This window comes from Rhizobium sp. ERR 942 (assembly GCF_007828395.1).
GTDB classification, from domain to species: domain Bacteria; phylum Pseudomonadota; class Alphaproteobacteria; order Rhizobiales; family Rhizobiaceae; genus Rhizobium; species Rhizobium dioscoreae.
Window position 1 is genome coordinate 610,639 of record NZ_VIUA01000004.1, and the last position, 15,122, is coordinate 625,760.

Sequence of the window (15,122 nt, forward strand, 5' to 3'; positions counted from 1 at the left end):
CAAACCTCCTCCTATGCCGTTTCAGCCGACCGCGGGCGTAATCAGCACCTTGCATTGCGTGGTGCGTCGCTTGAGCGCTTCGAATGCCTCTGGCACGGCGGCAAGACCGATCCGGCCGGTCACCAGCGCCTGCGGCCGATGGCGGCCAGGACTGAGCGCCTGCAGCGCCATGTTGAACTCCGCCATGGTGAAGAACACGGCGAAGATCACCTGTATTTCCTTGGAAATCGCCGCGAACGGGTCCCATGTGTCGCCGCCGACGCAGAGGCCAACCGCGACCACCGTGCCATGCACGCGTACCAGCCGGCAGGCAGCATCGATCAACCCGCGTTTGCCGACGCATTCAAAGACGATGTCCGGTACGCCACCGGTCAATGCGCGAAACTCCTCTGCCAGACCCTCCCCGGAGAGTGCGAAGCCGGTGGCGCCGATTTCGCCGGCACGCTCTGCTTGGTGGCGGTTCAGATCGGCGATGACGACATGGGCCGCCCCCAGCCGCCTCGCCCAGAAGGCGACAAGAAGACCGATGGGGCCTGCACCGAGAATCAGCACGCGGTTGCCCGGCTTCAGCCCCGAACGCATGACCGCATGCAGGCCGACTGCAACCGGTTCGGCCAGAGCCCCCTCCTCGGTCGGCAAATCGTCCGGCAACCGGCGGCACTGACGGGCAGCGACGGTGACGAATTCGGCATAGCCGCCGCCGATCAGCCGCATCTCGGCGCACCACGCGGGTTCGCCGCGCGAGCAGCTGTCGCAGTGGCCGCAGCCGCGCATCGGTGCGACGGCAACCCGGTCGCCGGTTTTGAAATTCGCGACCTCAGCGCCACAGGTCACCACTTCGCCGGAAATTTCATGGCCGAGGACGCCGCCTCTTTTGAGCGCGAAGGTTTCGGGATCTTCCGTCATGTGCAGGTCGGAACCGCAAATGCCGCAGGCGGCAACGCGGAGCAATAGCTCGTCAGCGCCTGGCTGCGGCGTTTCGATCGTTTTGACCTCAAGCGGTCGTCCGACCGCCTCGAACAGTGCCGCCCTCATCGCGGGTCCTCCAGAAGCGTGCGCCTCGTCGGGAACCAGGAGGCGTTTGTCGCCTTCTGGATCAATCCCCAGAGACCGCCGCGGGCAAAAAGCGCCATGACGAGGGTGAGTAGCCCGAGGACGACGAGATAGGTGGCGCCGTACTGTCCGAACAGGCGGTCGGCGACAAAATAGACAAGCGCGCCGATCAGCACCCCTTCGAGCGAGCCGAGCCCGCCCACCATGACGATGAAGATCGCCACATTCGCCCAGGTGGGGCTATAGGCGGCCGGTGGCGTTATGCGCAGCTGCGCCATGAAGTAGATGGCACCGGCAAGGCCAGTGCCGATGGCGGCGGCAACCCAGATCAGGAATTTCAGGAGGCCCACATTGACGCCCTGGCTTGCCGCGGCAATCGGATTGTCTCGCACGGCGACCAGCGCCAAGCCATAGCGCGAACGCAATAGCAGATAGCTGCCGCCGACGGCGACAAGCAGCATCAGCGCCGCCAGTACCGAAATGCCGATTGCGCGTTCAGTGGGCGTATAGCTGGACATGACACGCAGGCTCATGCCGGCGCCGGCATTGACATAGCTGAAGACGGACGTGGCAAGGCGCATGACTTCCGCCACCACCCAGGTGCCGATAGCGAAATATGGGCCATCGAGCCGATGCAGCAGGCCATAGGTAAGTGCCGCCAGTATCGCCGGTGCGATGACCGACAAAGGCACGGCAAGGAAGGGGCTTAAGCCCCAAAGCTGCGCCATGATGAACATTGCATAAGCGGCCGTACCGACGAAGGCCTGCTGGCCGACGGAGACGAGGCCACCATAACCGGCGAGCAGGTTCCACATCTGCGCGACGGTGATGTAGCAGCATAGTTCAACGACATCGCGGATGAGGCCCTGGCTTGCCCAGAGCGGCATCGAAGCGACAGCCGCGAGCAGCGCGACGCTGATAACGAGTGCAATCAGGCTCGAGCGCGTCTGGCGCTGTACGCGCACGGCGGGCCGCGGGACGGCATCGGTCAAGCGGGCGGCGAAGGCATTGGTCACGGCTCAACCCCTTCCTAGGAAGCCCTGGGGACGCAGGGCGAGGATGATCAGAAAAACGAGGTGGCCGGCGAGGATGCCGAAGCCGGGGTCGATGCGGAATCCCACCGACTGGCTGACCCCGAGCGCCATCGCTCCGAGGAAGGCACCCCAGATCGACCCCATGCCGCCGATGATGACAGCCTCGAAGGCGTAGATCAGCTGGAAGGCCCCGTCGGCAGGCGCCACGGTCGAACGCAACGACTGGAAGACCGCGGCAAATCCGAGGATCGCAACAGCGATTGCCGTTGCCCCGGTATAGACCGTCTTCGGGTTGACACCTGTCAGCGCCGCGGCTTCCACATCGGCCGAAGCTGCGCGCAGGGCACGGCCAAAGCGTGTCGAGCGCAACGCGACATCGAGGCCGCCGGTCAGCACGGTAGCCGTCAGAAGCACGATCACTGGCAAGACGCCGACGAAGAGCGGCCCGAGTTGGAAGGAGGCATGCACGATGTCGCCGCCGCCTAGCGAGCGGGTGTCGGCCGACCATATCTGCAGCATGGCGTTCTGCAGGGCGATGGAGAGCCCGAAGGTGGCGATCAGCGAGGGAAGCGGATCGGCGCCGACGACGCGGTTGAGGATGAGTCGCTGCAGGATGACGCCGATGATGGCCCCAAGCACCACGAGGATCACCAGCACCGACCACGGGCCGAGCGAGAATGTGGTAGCCAGGCTGATGCCGATCAGCGCCAGGAGGATCACCAGGTCGCCATGGGTGATGTTGACGACGCGCATGACGCCGAACATCAGCGCCATACCGAGCGCATATTGGGCATAGAGACCGCCGAGAAGAATGCCCTGGACAAGGCCGTCAAGCCACAGCATGGGCCCCTCCGAAATACGCTTCGCCAATCGCTTCGCGCGAGATATCAGCTGATCGGCCGGTAAGGCTGACGCGGCCTTCGAGCATGCAGTAGAGCCGGTTCGACGAGGAGCGGGCGAGCCCGACGTCCTGCTCCACCAACACGATCGCCGTACCTGTTTCACAGATCGACGGCAGCGCCTGGTAGATTTCCTTCACCACCTTCGGCGCGAGGCCCAGGCTGATTTCGTCGCATAGAAGTACGCGCGGCTGGCTGAGCAGCGCCCTGCCAATCGCCACCATCTGCTGCTGTCCACCGGACAGGGACTGCACAGGCACGGCCTGCTTTTCCTTCAGGACCGGAAAGAGCGCGAACAGGCGCTCCAGCGTCCAGCCATTGGCGGCGGATTTGCCGGCATGGTCGATAGCGACGCGCAGATTGTCGATGACAGACATGCCGACAAAGAGGCGACGGCCCTCGGGCACGATCGCCACGCCATCGGCCACCATCCGGTGCGGCTTGGCGCCGCCGACCGGCCGTCCCTCGAGCTGCACCATGCCCGGCGCAACGCTCAGAAGGCCCATGATCGATTTCAGAAGCGTCGACTTGCCGGCACCGTTTGCCCCGATCAGGGCGACGACCTCGCCCGCGGCAATCTCGAAGTCGATACCGTAAAGAGCCTGAAAATCGCCGTAGCGGGCGACCAGTCCATGTGTGGAAAGCAGTGCTGCGCTCATGCCTCGACCCCCATATAGACCCTTCGCACCTCCGGACTTTGGATGACTTCGGCCGGCACACCTTCTGCGATCTTCTCCCCGAAATTCAGCACCAGCATGCGGTCGGCGACGGCGAGCAGCGCGTGCAGCACATGTTCGATCCAGACAATAGTGACCCCGCTGTCGCGGATGCGGCGGATAAGCGAGACGAGCGCCCTACCCTCCTCATCGGTAAGCCCACCGGCAATTTCGTCGAGCAACAGGAGCTTTGGCGACGAGGCAAGCGCACGCGCCAGTTCCAGCCGCTTACGATCGAGCAGCGTCAGCGAGCCGGCGGAACGGTTCGCCTTGTCGGACAACTCGCAGGCCTTGAGGATCTCTGCGCAGCGCTGATAGCTCTCGGCATCCTTGGTGCCGCTGCCGAAAAACGCGGCGACGAGGAGGTTTTCGAAGGTCGTCATACCGACATAGGGACGCGGGATCTGGTAGGTCCGGCCAATGCCGATTTTGCAGCGGCGATAGGGCGGCTGACCAACGAGTTTCTGGCCGTCAAAGACCAACTCACCGCCATCGACACGCATGTCGCCGCTGATCAGGTTGAATAGGGTTGTCTTGCCGGCACCATTCGGGCCGACAATGCCCAGAACCTCGCCAGCGCCGACCGCAAAACTCACCTCGTGCAGGACCTTGAGAGCCCCGAACGATTTGCTGAGGTCGCGTGCCTCCAGTAGTACGCCGTTTTCCATGCTCCTCCACCCCGGCCTTTTAATGCCGGCGGCGCGTTTGGGCGCGCCCTTCGATCCTCCGTCCGATCCGTCCCGGCCCGATCGCATCAAGCAGGGGCGGTATCTCGCTTTGCCTTGGCTTCACGCCTTGTTCAGGCAGTCCGCCAGGGCAGCGGCACGATCTTGCGCTCCGGCTGGAAGAGCTTGTTGACGGTATTGTCGACGATCTTCAGATCATACGGCCATTTGTCGCCCTTGACCCATTGCCCGCCGAAAATCGGCGAGGTCGCCACGTTCTGATGCGGTCCCTTGGCAAAATTGACTGGCCCGATCAACGTTTGCGTGTTGGTGGCGACAACCGCCTCGAGATTGGCGGTGCGGTCGAGTGGGTTCTTGGAGCGCTTGAGAATGTCGATCGCCACTTCGAGGATGGCATGGCTGTAGCCGAGTGGCTGCGTCCACTGCTTCTTCTTTTCCGCTTCCCACTGGTCGGCAAGATCGCGGCTCACCTGACCGGTCAGCGTCGACTTGAAGGGAAAGGCGGGGGTCCACCAAACTTCCGAAGACATGCCCTCCCCGAGCGAGCCCATGGCTTCCACGCCCGAGGCGAAGAGCAATGCAGCCGCGACCGTGATCGCCTTCGGCTTATAGCCCTGCTGGGCGCACTGGTTGACGAAGGTCTTCAGATCGGCCGGATAGGCAATACCGCCGATGATATCGCAGTCGGCTTGCTTGAAAGCCGTGATCTGCGCCGAAAAATCGTTGGTGCGCGGCTGGAAGAAGCCGGGAACGACGATCTCGAAGCCGGCTTTCTTGGTGGGTGCAGGCAGGCCATAATCCATGTTGCCCCATGTCTCACCATCGGCGTTCTGCGGAAACAGCATGCCGACCTTGCGGTTGCTGTCCAGCGTGTTCCAGAGGCCGACATAGGTGTTCAGCGCTTCGTCCAGGCCCCAGAAGAAGTGATAGGTCCATTTGAACGGCTTGTCCTTGCCTCCACGCGGGAAGATGACCGCCTGCCAAGGCGCGCCTGTCGAAATGCAGGGGCATTCGTTGAGTTCGGCCTGATCGGCAGCAGGGCTTACCGTATCGGTCGTAGACGCCGGCAGCAGCAGGTGAACGCCCTCATTGAGAATGAGATCGCCGGCGACTTCCGCCGACTTGTTGGGGTCCGACTGACTGTCGCGGATCAGGAATTCGACATCGTAGTGGCCGGCCGCCGTCTCCAGACCATTCTTGAGCTGCGCCTTGACCTTTTCCAGAGCCCAGCCGTCGGTCTCACCGAAAAGGGCAAGGGGCCCGGTCGCCGGCGTGATGAAGCCGACCTTGATCGTGCCGGCCGATTGCGCGCGGGCAATCGTCGGCGCACCGAGCGCCGAGGCGGCAAGGCCGGCGCCTATTCCCTTCAGCACCGTGCGGCGAGAAGGCATCGACAAACTGGTTTTCGATTCCATTATTTTATCCTCCCTCTGAAGCTCATTCGCCGGCTGCGATTTCCTCCTCCCGCATCCGGCGAAGTTCATTTACTTGATGCGGTGCATCGAACCTCCGTCAATGACAATCTGGCTGCCCGTGACGTAGGACGAGCACGGCGACGCGAGATAGAGAGCAAGCCCCTTGATGTCCTCGGGATCGCCAATCCGCCCGATCAGCGATTGCTGTTCGAAGGCCTTGCGATCCGCCGGTATCCGCAGCCTGCCGCCGGCGATATTGGTCATGAAGGGACCAGGCGAGATGCAATTGATGAGAATGCCGAATTGGCCCAATTCCATCGCCATCTGGCGCACGAAATGGTCTACGCCGGCCTTGGCTGGCATGTAGGGCGTGCCAACGATCGCCTCATTGATCTGGGCAGCGATCGAGGAGGTCACGATGATACGACCGCCCCCCGTCGCTTTCATGTGCCGGGCCGCATGCTTGACGGTTGTGTAGACCGAAGAGAGATTGACCTCGATCACCCGATCCCAGTGATGATCGTCGAGAACATCGATGGCGCCGCCTTGGAGCCGCTCACCTGTCGTCGACAGGAAGCCAGGCCCAGCATCGATGCCCGCATTTGCAAAGACGATGTCGATCCGTCCCTGACGCTCTGCTACCGCGTCGAAAGCCGCCGCCATGGCCGGCCGATCCGAGACATCGATCTCCAGACCGCAAACGTCAGCTCCATGTCGGGCGATTTCCGCCACGACACGGTCGAGATTTTCGCCATCCATATCGAAGATGCAGACACGAGCACCGTTATCCGCCATCACTTCCGCATAGGCCCGCCCTATGCCGCTCGCGCCGCCGGTCACGATGACCGATTTGCCACGAACGTCGAACATATCCTGCAAGCTCGTCATTTTTCCTCCCGTGCCGTCGAGGATGGCATGCCGGAGCCTCGGCCCGAACTTCCTCCATTCTGCCTTGCCCTCCCGGACGCAGCAGAACTGGTTCATTAGGACGAGAACTCCCGACCGCCTGTCAAACACGCAGGCGGGGGAATGAAAGAAGTTTCTCGACCAAACTTCAATATGTTGAAATACAACGGTATTTTTTGGATGCGCGCTCCCACATACGTGGCTTGCCAAGGCAATCGCTTACTGAAAAGATGAAGCGACTTGATGAAATGATAAATCGGCGTCCGAGAAAGGATCGCCAAACGGCTCGCTGCGCGGAAGAGGTCTTGATGCAGGGATTGGTCGAATCTTCTAGGATGCTGGATCGAGGCGGCAATCCAACCGTCCGGCAGCTTCTCTCCAGCTTGGTCTTCAATCCCAATGACGGAACGATCCAGCTGAATGGCGCACGCATCGTCATGCAGCGCGCGTCCGCCCTTTCCGATCTGAGGCGGGAACTTGTGCGGTTGCTCGGCGAGAAAGAGGCGCGCGTCTTCCTTTTGCGCCTGGGCTTCATGTCCGGCCGCTCGGACGCACGCTTCGTGCGCGCCGGCTGGCCAAATCTGGACATAGGTGACGCATTCACGGCCGGAACGCGGCTACACACTTTTAGCGGCGTGGTGCGCGTAGAGACTGTCTTCAACTCCTACGACTTCCGCAAGAAGCGATTTTCTGCCGAATTCCTTTGGCGCGACAGCGTCGAAGCCGCCGAGTTCAGTAAGACGCGACTGGCATCCGAATCCGTCTGCTGGACGCAGCTTGGCTACGCCTCGGGTTATGCCAGCGAGTTCTTTGACACGCTGATCGTGTACAAGGAGATCGAATGTGCCGCGCAGGGCCACAGCCATTGCCGAGTGGTCGGAAAACCAGCCGATGGCTGGGGCCTCAATGATCCAGAAGTGACGCTTTTCCGCGAACGTATCGATGTTGCCGACGACATCAGCCCCGCTCCCGCCTCGCGCGGCAGCGCCGCGCGCGCCACCGACACGTCCTTCTCCAGCCTCGACAACCTGATCCTGATGCCGGTCCGCGACAAACTCGACCGCCTCGCGGCCACAACCCTGCCCGTGCTGCTAACGGGTGCACCGGGGACGGGACGCGGTATAGCGGCGCGCTATCTGCACCGCAGGTCTGCTGCGTCTGCGACCGATCTGCGACGCTTGGTTGGGGTGCAGGTCGACCTTGCGCTTTGCGCCGAGGTCGCACGGCCGATGAAGGCAACCCGACGAACATCCCATCGCGAGATGATCGTCATCGACGCTGTGGAAACTATACCCCACGACGTCCAGCACCACTTCGCCCGCGCAATCGAGGAAGGCATCGCGACTGGTGGACCGCGCGTCGTCGCGGTCGCTGACCAATGCTTTGCAACGAAGGAGCAAGGCTCTCTAAAAGAACTTTTTTCCGTTCTCTCCCCGATAACCGTTCGCATGCCGACATTAAGTGAAAGGGAAGGCGAGCGAGTGGCGTTGGCGCGCTCGATGTTGCCGGTGCTTGCGGATCGAATGAGCCTCGAGCCTCTCCGCTTCGAAGCGGCGGCCGAGGAGTTGATTGAGGCAGAACTCTGGCCAGGAAACCTGCGCCAGATGCGTAACGTACTTGTCGCCGTGCTCGACACAAAGACCAACAATACAACGATTTCCGCTGCACAGATCGAAGCTCAACTGACACGCTTCGCTATCAGTTCGGGGAGCAGCAACAGCCACGAATACAGGGGAACGCCGACCGATCCCAATCAATTGTTAGAATCCGAAGGATTTTCACTCAGTACTCTTGAACAGGCACTATACACCGCGGCCTTGGATCGGGCGCATGGAAATCTTTCCGCCGCCGCTCGTATGCTTGGACTGACTAGAGCACAATTCGCATACCGCGTAGAAAATACTCGGCAACGCAAAGCCACAGGTGATGAAGAACTGCTAGGATAGCCCATTCGACAGGCATTGCCCTCCTGTCCAATGTCTCGCTCTTGAATGGATGCGAACCGCCGGCCCGGCTGTTTCGAACAACCAGAAGCCTGCTAAGCCTTTGAAAATGTTATGTTTCCGACGAGACGGACTTATGCAACTCGTCTTCCGGCTTTCAGATATAAGCACTGACGAGCCTACGGTCGGTCACCGCCGTTTGACGTCCTCAAATCTGAGATCGAAGCGCGCAAGATATTTCGTCAGGCGATCTGCGTCATTGCTGCTTTTCTTTTCCAATCGCGAGATCGCAAACAAGGCTCTGCCGGCAGCGCTCGCCGTCGCGTGCTCGCGGCAGGTCTGAAGAACGCTTGCAAGCTGCACTGCATCAAAACGATCGAGGCGGGCGGCAGCCTCTGCGCCCAGCACATCTTCAATGATCGCATTGGTCCCATCATCATCGGTCGCGCGGCGCCAAAACGCATTGAGGCGCTTGATTTCATCGTCGACGACTTCGGTGGTAATACGCCCGTGCGGCGCGAGTGTCGCCATACGCGTCACCGAGGCCGATAGATCGCGAAAATTGGCACTCCAGACGGCTTGCGGGCTGGTCGCGAACGTCAGATAGCGTTCCCGCGCCTCCTTGTTGAAGGTCACGTTTTCCCCTTCCCGCTCCAGATAGCGCCTCAGTTCGAAATCGAGATTGGGTTCTATGTCCTCCTTTCGTTCGCGCAGAGCCGGCAGCTGGAAGGTCCACAAATTGAGCCGGGCGTAGAGGTCCTCGCGGAAGCGTCCCTTACGAACATCTTCGCCAAGATCGCGGTTCGTGCCGGCAAGCAGTTGGAAGTCTGCCGCGACCTCGCGATCAGCGCCGACGGGCAAGAATCTCTTTTCCTCGATCGCGCGCAGGCACATGGCCTGCTCGTCGAGGCCGAGCTCGCCAATCTCATCGAGGAACAGGACGCCTTTGTCGGCGGATTTCAGGAGGCCCGCACGCTCACTGGCCGCACCCGTAAAGGCGCCCTTCACATGGCCGAACAAAGCTGACATGGCCTGATCGCCACGCAATGTCGCACAGTTGACTTCAACGAAAGGTCCGCTGATCTTCCTTTGGCTCTTTTTCAATTCGTAAATGCGGCGGGCAAGCTGCGACTTGCCGGCCCCGGTCGGTCCGGTGAGAAGGACGGGTGCGGTCGACCGGATCACTACTCTCTCGATCTCGTCGATCATCCTGTTGAAAGCGGCATTGCGGGTCGATATGCCGGACTTCAAGAAGGAGGCTGCATCCTCCCGTTCCGACGCGAAACGTTTGGCGATCTCGTCATAACGGGAAAGATCCAGATCGATAATCCGGTGGGTGCCGACGACATCCTGCTCGGCCTCCCGATCGCGCGGCGGCGAAAGCTGCAGCAGCCGGCCGGGAATGATGCGCGCCTCGGTCAAGAGGAACCAGCAGATCTGCGCCACATGCGTGCCGGTGGTTATGTTGACGAGATAGTCTTCCGTGTCGGGATCAAAGCTGTAGCCGCGGGCAAAGTCCCTGAGGTTTGTGTAGACCTCCGAGAAATCCCAGGGATCGCGAAAGTTGATGACATTGCTGCGCACCTCCGTCGCCGGCGAGACCGTACTAATGTCCGCGACGATACGCTGGCTGAGAGGCTGCGCATGATTGTCGTGGATCAGCTCCAGCCGGTCGATGAAGAGGCCTGGCTGTTGACAAAGAGCGACCGTGGGTCGCCACCGGTTCCAGCGATTGTCCCATTTGCCGGCATCCAGTGTCGTTCCCAATATGCTGATGGCGACGCGCCGCTTCATGGCTTATCCAAAATTATATACTCCTAGACGATAGGATAATATCTCTCTCGCCCCGGATTTCTCAACCGGAGATTCACCCAGCGGCGGTAAAAAATTTTAATCTATAAAAACAAATAGATATTAGAAATATTATCGCTGCCCGTGCTCATTTCCCCAAACTGGCACGCCACTTGAAATGTATCTGGCACGAACGAAACAAGAGGTGCCATCATGGTGAACAAGGCAATCTTCAAAACCTATCTGGGGAAGCTGCTCCCGGGAACAGATACAACAAATCATGAAGCCACGCCGTCCTATCGCCTGACGCCGCGCGAGGCACTGGCGTAATATGCTGTCACTGGTACGTTCAACAGCACTTTCTATGCGGACGGAGCCGAGCAGCTTGAGGCTGTGAAGGCGCTTGCCCTCGAGGTGGAAGCGGAATTCCTCGCCAAGGTGGCTGTCTACGCGGCCGAGAAAGGTCACATGAAGGACATGCCCGTGACGTTGCTCGCGATGCTCTCCAGCCTTCAGAGCGATGCCTTTGCCCGTGCATTCCCACGGGTGGTGAAGAGCGGCAAGATGCTGCGCGGCTTCGTGCAGGTCATGCGCTCTGGCGCTACGGGCCGCAAGTCGCTTGGCACACGGCCGAAGAAGATGGTGCAGGCATGGCTCGAACGGGCCAGCACGGAACAGATCCTGCGTGCAATGGTCGGCAACGACCCTTCGCTCGCCGATATCATCCGCATGGTGCATCCTAAGCCGGCGACGGAGGAGCGCAAGGCCCTCTATGCCTGGGCGATCGGCAAGCCGCATGACTATGTGGCACTGCCGGAGCTCGTCAAGGCACTGGAAGCGTTTCGGCGTGACCAGACGGCGCCAGTTCCGGACGTCCCGTTCCAGATGCTGACCTCGCTGCCGCTGACGCGGGAGCATTGGGTCGAGATCGCTCGCAGGGGCGGCTGGCAGATGGTGCGTCAGAACCTCAACACCTTTGCACGCAACGGCGTGTTCGAGGTCAAGGGTTTTGCCGAGGCGCTGGCGGCGCGGCTGGCCGATCCGGATGAAATCCGTAAGGCGAAGGTCTTCCCCTATCAGCTCATGATGGCGTGGAAGACGGTCGATGGCCAGATCCCGGAGGTCGTGCGTGATGCGCTGCAGGATGCGATGGATATCGCCATCTCCAACGTTCCGCCGTTGATGGGCAACGTCGTGCTCTGCCCCGACGTTTCCGGTTCCATGGGTTCGCCCGCGACCGGTTACCGGAAGGGAGCGACATCCTCGGTCCGCTGCATCGACGTCGCCGGTCTGATGACCGCAGCGTTCCTGCAGCGCAACCCGAAAGCAAGGGTGCTGCCGTTCGAGAACGACGTAGTGCATGTCAGCCTCAACAAGCGGGATTCGGTCATGACCAATGCCGACAAGCTCGCGAAGATCGGCGGCGGCGGAACCAACTGCTCCGCGCCGCTGCGGAAGCTGGCACACGAGAAGGCCAAGGTCGATCTCGTCGTGTTCATCTCGGACAACGAATCCTGGGTGGATGCGCGCGGGAACGGCCAGCCGACCGCCGTGATGACGGAATGGGCAAGGATCAAACGAGACAATCCGGCTGCAAAGCTTGTTTGCCTCGACATCCAGCCCCATGCCACGACACAGGCGCCGACCCGGGACGATGTGCTCAACATCGGCGGCTTCTCCGATGCCGTCTATGGCGTGATCGCCGCTTTTGCGGCCCACGGCCAGGGAGCGGACAGCTGGGTGAAAGCCATCGAGGCGATCGAGCTCTGACGACCTCGTCAAAAGCAATACCTTCGCGTCGCAAATGCGAAGGCCGTGACGAATGCCGGATGAAACTACAGATTCTTAATCTCCAGGTCGCGGGTTCGAGTCCCGCCGGGTTCTCTAAAATCAACGGACCCGTAGCTCAGCGGTAGAGCAGGACGTTTCACCAACTCTCGTCGTCACGGACAGATGGAAGTGACATGGCGAATGCAGGGGAAACTACATTGGTTAACCCTTAGGGTCCCGGGTTCGAACCCCGCCCTGCTGCGATCTCTTCGGGAGGACCAGCAGGCTGTTTCCTCAAGCCTTGTCGCCATGGCCGAATGCAGCGGCGAATGCCGGGCGGAACTACAGCCGCCAAAGTTGGATGGTCTGGCAGGTTCGACTCCTCCTGGGCATACGCTCCCTGGCACGAGCGGGGCCATCCGGTTTCGTCCACCCTCGTCGCCGCTGCATCGATCGCATACATACCCCCGCTCTGCGGGGGCAAAGAAACACAATTGAACCAGAAGGACTGCAGACGCAGAAGAGACAATGATAACGGTAATGAGCGGACAGGACTTGATCGATGCCGGCATGAGCCAGGGAAAATGGTTCCGCCCAGCCCTCGACGCCGCCAACGCGGTTTTGAGCAAGGGCGGCTCGATGGCGGATGCGCTGGACGCGGCAAAGGCTTTCCAGCCGGGGCCAACGCTCGCCCTCCGGGCCGACAACGACATCGAGATCTATTCGAACATCCGCGCCGAGAACGCTTTTGAGCAGGATAATGTCGAAAAGGTCCACGCAACAATGCGGGCACTGGTGCGCACGCCGGTCGTGCGCTCCGCGGCAATCATGCCGGATGCCTGCCCGGCTGGGCCGATCGGCACGATCCCGGTCGGCGGTGTCGTGGCGTCCGAAGCGATCCATCCCGGCATGCATTCAGCCGATATTTGCTGCTCGATGGCGATCTCGATCTTTCCAGGCATCGATCCGAAGTCGCTACTGGACGCCGTGCATACCGTGACGCATTTCGGCCCGGGCGGCCGTCCGCGCGGCGCACAGCTCAAGCCTTCGGAAGCGACGCTGTCGGCTTTCGAGCAGAACCCCTATCTACGCGATGGAGCGTTGAGCGCCGGCATCGAACACTTCGCGACCCAGGGCGACGGCAATCATTTTGCCTATGTCGGCACGATGAAGTCGACCGGCGAAACCGCGCTTGTCACCCATCATGGATCGCGAGCTCCGGGCGCACGCCTCTACGACAAGGGTATGAAGATCGCCAACCGGTTTCGTGAGCAACTTTCGCCCGAGACCCACCGCGAGAATGCCTGGATCCCGGCGGATACCGAGGAAGGCGCCCTCTACTGGTCGGCCTTGCAGACGATCCGTCAGTGGACGAAGGAAAATCACTTTGTCCTTCACGACATGGCGGCGGAAAAGCTCTCGGCCAAGATCGCCGATCGCTTCTGGAACGAGCATAACTTCGTCTTCCGGAAGTCGGACGGGCTATTCTATCACGGCAAGGGTGCAACGCCGGCGTTTGATAACTGGGCACACGATGCAACCGATCTGACCATCATTCCGCTCAACATGGCGGAACCGGTGCTGATCGTTCGCGGGACGAATGCCGCTCACGGTCTCGGCTTCTCGCCGCATGGCGCCGGCCGCAATATCTCGCGCAGCGCGCATATGCGGCAGTTGGCGGCGGAGTATGGGGCGGATTCGCGCGGGCTCAGCCCGAACAACATCGCAGCAATCCTGGAAAAGGAGACAAGCGGCCTCGATGTGCGCTTCTTCTCCGGCTTTGCCGACGTGTCGGAACTGCCGAGCGCCTACAAGAGCGCCGCCAACGTGCGGGCACAAATCGAACATTACGGCCTTGCCGAAGTGGTCGACGAAGTGATCCCGTTCGGGAGCATCATGGCGGGTGACTGGCAGAAGAATGCGCCCTGGCGCAAGAATCGCCGGTAAGAATCGGGAAGGCAACCAGGGTTGGTTGCCTTCCCTCGAACGCAAACTGTCCGCCACCGCCGCAATGGACTGTGTTTATCGTCTGGTACGTTGGTGGTCTCGGTCGCATCAGAGTATATCGCATTCACGTAAACGCACGCTGCGGGTGGCTCATTCTGTTTGATGTGAGGGGATGCGAACCGACGATCCGTGTGCAATCTTAGTGATAACACGTTGATCCGTATAAAAAACCAGCTGAGCTAAGCCGCGCAATCGGATGCGAAGCTTCATGATCTTGCGTTCAGTTCACTGAGAGCGATGTAGGCGCGACATTCGCATCGGAACTGGGATCTAATTTGGGTTGCCCGATCCAGGTCCCGTGAGAATAATCGGTCTCACCAATTCATTGGAGGTAAGCTCTCGATCGGTGTACCACTCGGCCTCCAGCTTGCTTATAGCAAGAATCAAATGGAGCCTGCCGCCGAAGCGGCCTCCGTCGCTACATCTTCTGCCGGACAATAGGGTTCGAGTTCCGGGAGCTTCTGCTGATTGTCTCGAAATGCGTTTCCCCAGTCGCGTAAACTTCCTAAAATCGGCGCTACCGATCGCGCCAACTCTGTCACTTCGTATTCCACTCGGGGCGGAACCTCGGGAAAGACGCGCCGCGTGATCAACCCATCCGCCTCTAGTTCACGCAACTGCAGCGTTAAAACACGATGTGTGGCGTCCGGTATAAGACGGCACAATTCCATAAACCGCTTCTTTCCCATCAGCAGGTTGACAAGGATCGTAGGTTTCCAAAGTCCGCCGATCACTGCCATCGTCAGCTCGGCCGCACAGCCGCTCTTCGGCTCCAAACGCTTGGGTCTCATCTATGACCGCCTCTCAGCATCTTACTTACATCCATGATAGTATAGGCTGTAATTGTGCATTCTTTCAATGACTTCCGGATCCGCTTACATGGTCGCGTGTTCCATGAGCTA

The 15,122-nt window shown here is 60.6% G+C and carries 11 protein-coding genes and 1 pseudogene; 3 read left to right on the forward strand and 9 right to left on the reverse strand.

What is annotated here, in order from left to right:
* Positions 1 to 21: 21 nt before the first annotated feature.
* The 7 genes from FBZ97_RS19760 to FBZ97_RS19790 form a co-directional block, all read right to left on the reverse strand.
* Positions 22 to 1,035 carry an alcohol dehydrogenase catalytic domain-containing protein gene (locus FBZ97_RS19760; RefSeq protein WP_145321085.1) on the reverse strand — a complete coding sequence of 338 codons (1,014 nt, stop codon included), beginning with the start codon at positions 1,033 to 1,035 and terminating at the stop codon, positions 22 to 24.
* On the reverse strand, positions 1,032 to 2,069 hold the full coding sequence (locus tag FBZ97_RS19765) for a branched-chain amino acid ABC transporter permease (RefSeq protein ID WP_246661223.1): 1,038 nt from the start codon (positions 2,067 to 2,069) through the stop codon (positions 1,032 to 1,034). The genes FBZ97_RS19760 and FBZ97_RS19765 overlap by 4 nt, the downstream gene beginning before the upstream one ends.
* Before the next feature lie 3 nt (positions 2,070 to 2,072).
* Positions 2,073 to 2,930, reverse strand: coding sequence for a branched-chain amino acid ABC transporter permease (locus FBZ97_RS19770; RefSeq protein ID WP_113396036.1), 858 nt, complete (start codon positions 2,928 to 2,930; stop codon positions 2,073 to 2,075).
* Complete coding sequence (locus FBZ97_RS19775; RefSeq protein WP_113396037.1) at positions 2,917 to 3,645, reverse strand: ABC transporter ATP-binding protein; 729 nt, start codon at positions 3,643 to 3,645, stop codon at positions 2,917 to 2,919. Before FBZ97_RS19775 ends, FBZ97_RS19770 begins: the two co-directional genes overlap by 14 nt.
* A complete protein-coding gene (locus FBZ97_RS19780) occupies positions 3,642 to 4,370 on the reverse strand; it encodes an ABC transporter ATP-binding protein (protein WP_113396038.1) in 729 nt (242 codons plus the stop codon). Before FBZ97_RS19780 ends, FBZ97_RS19775 begins: the two co-directional genes overlap by 4 nt.
* 131 nt (positions 4,371 to 4,501) lie before the next feature.
* A complete protein-coding gene (locus FBZ97_RS19785) occupies positions 4,502 to 5,803 on the reverse strand; it encodes an ABC transporter substrate-binding protein (protein ID WP_246661805.1) in 1,302 nt (433 codons plus the stop codon).
* Positions 5,804 to 5,872: 69 nt separating this feature from the next.
* A complete protein-coding gene (locus FBZ97_RS19790; protein ID WP_112341950.1) occupies positions 5,873 to 6,691 on the reverse strand; it encodes an SDR family NAD(P)-dependent oxidoreductase in 819 nt (272 codons plus the stop codon).
* Positions 6,692 to 7,017: 326 nt separating this feature from the next.
* On the opposite strand from FBZ97_RS19790, the gene FBZ97_RS19795 reads away from it, so the two are divergent.
* The gene (locus FBZ97_RS19795) at positions 7,018 to 8,655 is read left to right on the forward strand and encodes a XylR N-terminal domain-containing protein (protein ID WP_186449514.1); all 1,638 of its coding nucleotides are present in this window, start codon (positions 7,018 to 7,020) and stop codon (positions 8,653 to 8,655) included.
* 186 nt (positions 8,656 to 8,841) lie between these two features.
* On the opposite strand, the gene rtcR is transcribed toward FBZ97_RS19795, so the two are convergent.
* A complete protein-coding gene (gene rtcR / locus FBZ97_RS19800) occupies positions 8,842 to 10,446 on the reverse strand; it encodes an RNA repair transcriptional activator RtcR (RefSeq protein ID WP_145321079.1) in 1,605 nt (534 codons plus the stop codon).
* Between the two features lie 210 nt (positions 10,447 to 10,656).
* On the opposite strand from rtcR, the pseudogene FBZ97_RS19805 reads away from it, so the two are divergent.
* Positions 10,657 to 12,213: pseudogene (locus FBZ97_RS19805) on the forward strand (RNA-binding protein).
* Positions 12,214 to 12,753: 540 nt separating this feature from the next.
* Positions 12,754 to 14,160: an RtcB family protein gene (locus FBZ97_RS19810; RefSeq protein ID WP_145321077.1), complete on the forward strand. Its 1,407-nt coding sequence runs from the start codon at positions 12,754 to 12,756 to the stop codon at positions 14,158 to 14,160.
* 443 nt (positions 14,161 to 14,603) lie between these two features.
* Here the strand turns inward: FBZ97_RS19810 and FBZ97_RS19815 are convergent, their stop codons facing one another.
* Positions 14,604 to 15,011, reverse strand: coding sequence for a helix-turn-helix domain-containing protein (locus tag FBZ97_RS19815; RefSeq protein WP_145321075.1), 408 nt, complete (start codon positions 15,009 to 15,011; stop codon positions 14,604 to 14,606).
* Positions 15,012 to 15,122: the final 111 nt, after the last annotated feature.

Excerpts from the sequence above, each read along its gene's own strand:
- FBZ97_RS19790 (WP_112341950.1), bottom strand. The coding sequence starts at position 6,691 with ATGACGAGCTTGCAGGATATGTTCGACGTTCGTGGCAAATCGGTCATC.
- FBZ97_RS19795 (WP_186449514.1), top strand. The coding sequence starts at position 7,018 with ATGCAGGGATTGGTCGAATCTTCTAGGATGCTGGATCGAGGCGGCAAT.
- FBZ97_RS19810 (WP_145321077.1), top strand. The coding sequence starts at position 12,754 with ATGAGCGGACAGGACTTGATCGATGCCGGCATGAGCCAGGGAAAATGG.
- rtcR (WP_145321079.1), bottom strand. The coding sequence starts at position 10,446 with ATGAAGCGGCGCGTCGCCATCAGCATATTGGGAACGACACTGGATGCC.
- FBZ97_RS19775 (WP_113396037.1), bottom strand. The coding sequence starts at position 3,645 with ATGAGCGCAGCACTGCTTTCCACACATGGACTGGTCGCCCGCTACGGC.
- FBZ97_RS19785 (WP_246661805.1), bottom strand. The coding sequence starts at position 5,803 with ATGGAATCGAAAACCAGTTTGTCGATGCCTTCTCGCCGCACGGTGCTG.
- FBZ97_RS19815 (WP_145321075.1), bottom strand. The coding sequence starts at position 15,011 with ATGAGACCCAAGCGTTTGGAGCCGAAGAGCGGCTGTGCGGCCGAGCTG.
- FBZ97_RS19760 (WP_145321085.1), bottom strand. The coding sequence starts at position 1,035 with ATGAGGGCGGCACTGTTCGAGGCGGTCGGACGACCGCTTGAGGTCAAA.
- FBZ97_RS19770 (WP_113396036.1), bottom strand. The coding sequence starts at position 2,930 with ATGCTGTGGCTTGACGGCCTTGTCCAGGGCATTCTTCTCGGCGGTCTC.
- FBZ97_RS19780 (WP_113396038.1), bottom strand. The coding sequence starts at position 4,370 with ATGGAAAACGGCGTACTACTGGAGGCACGCGACCTCAGCAAATCGTTC.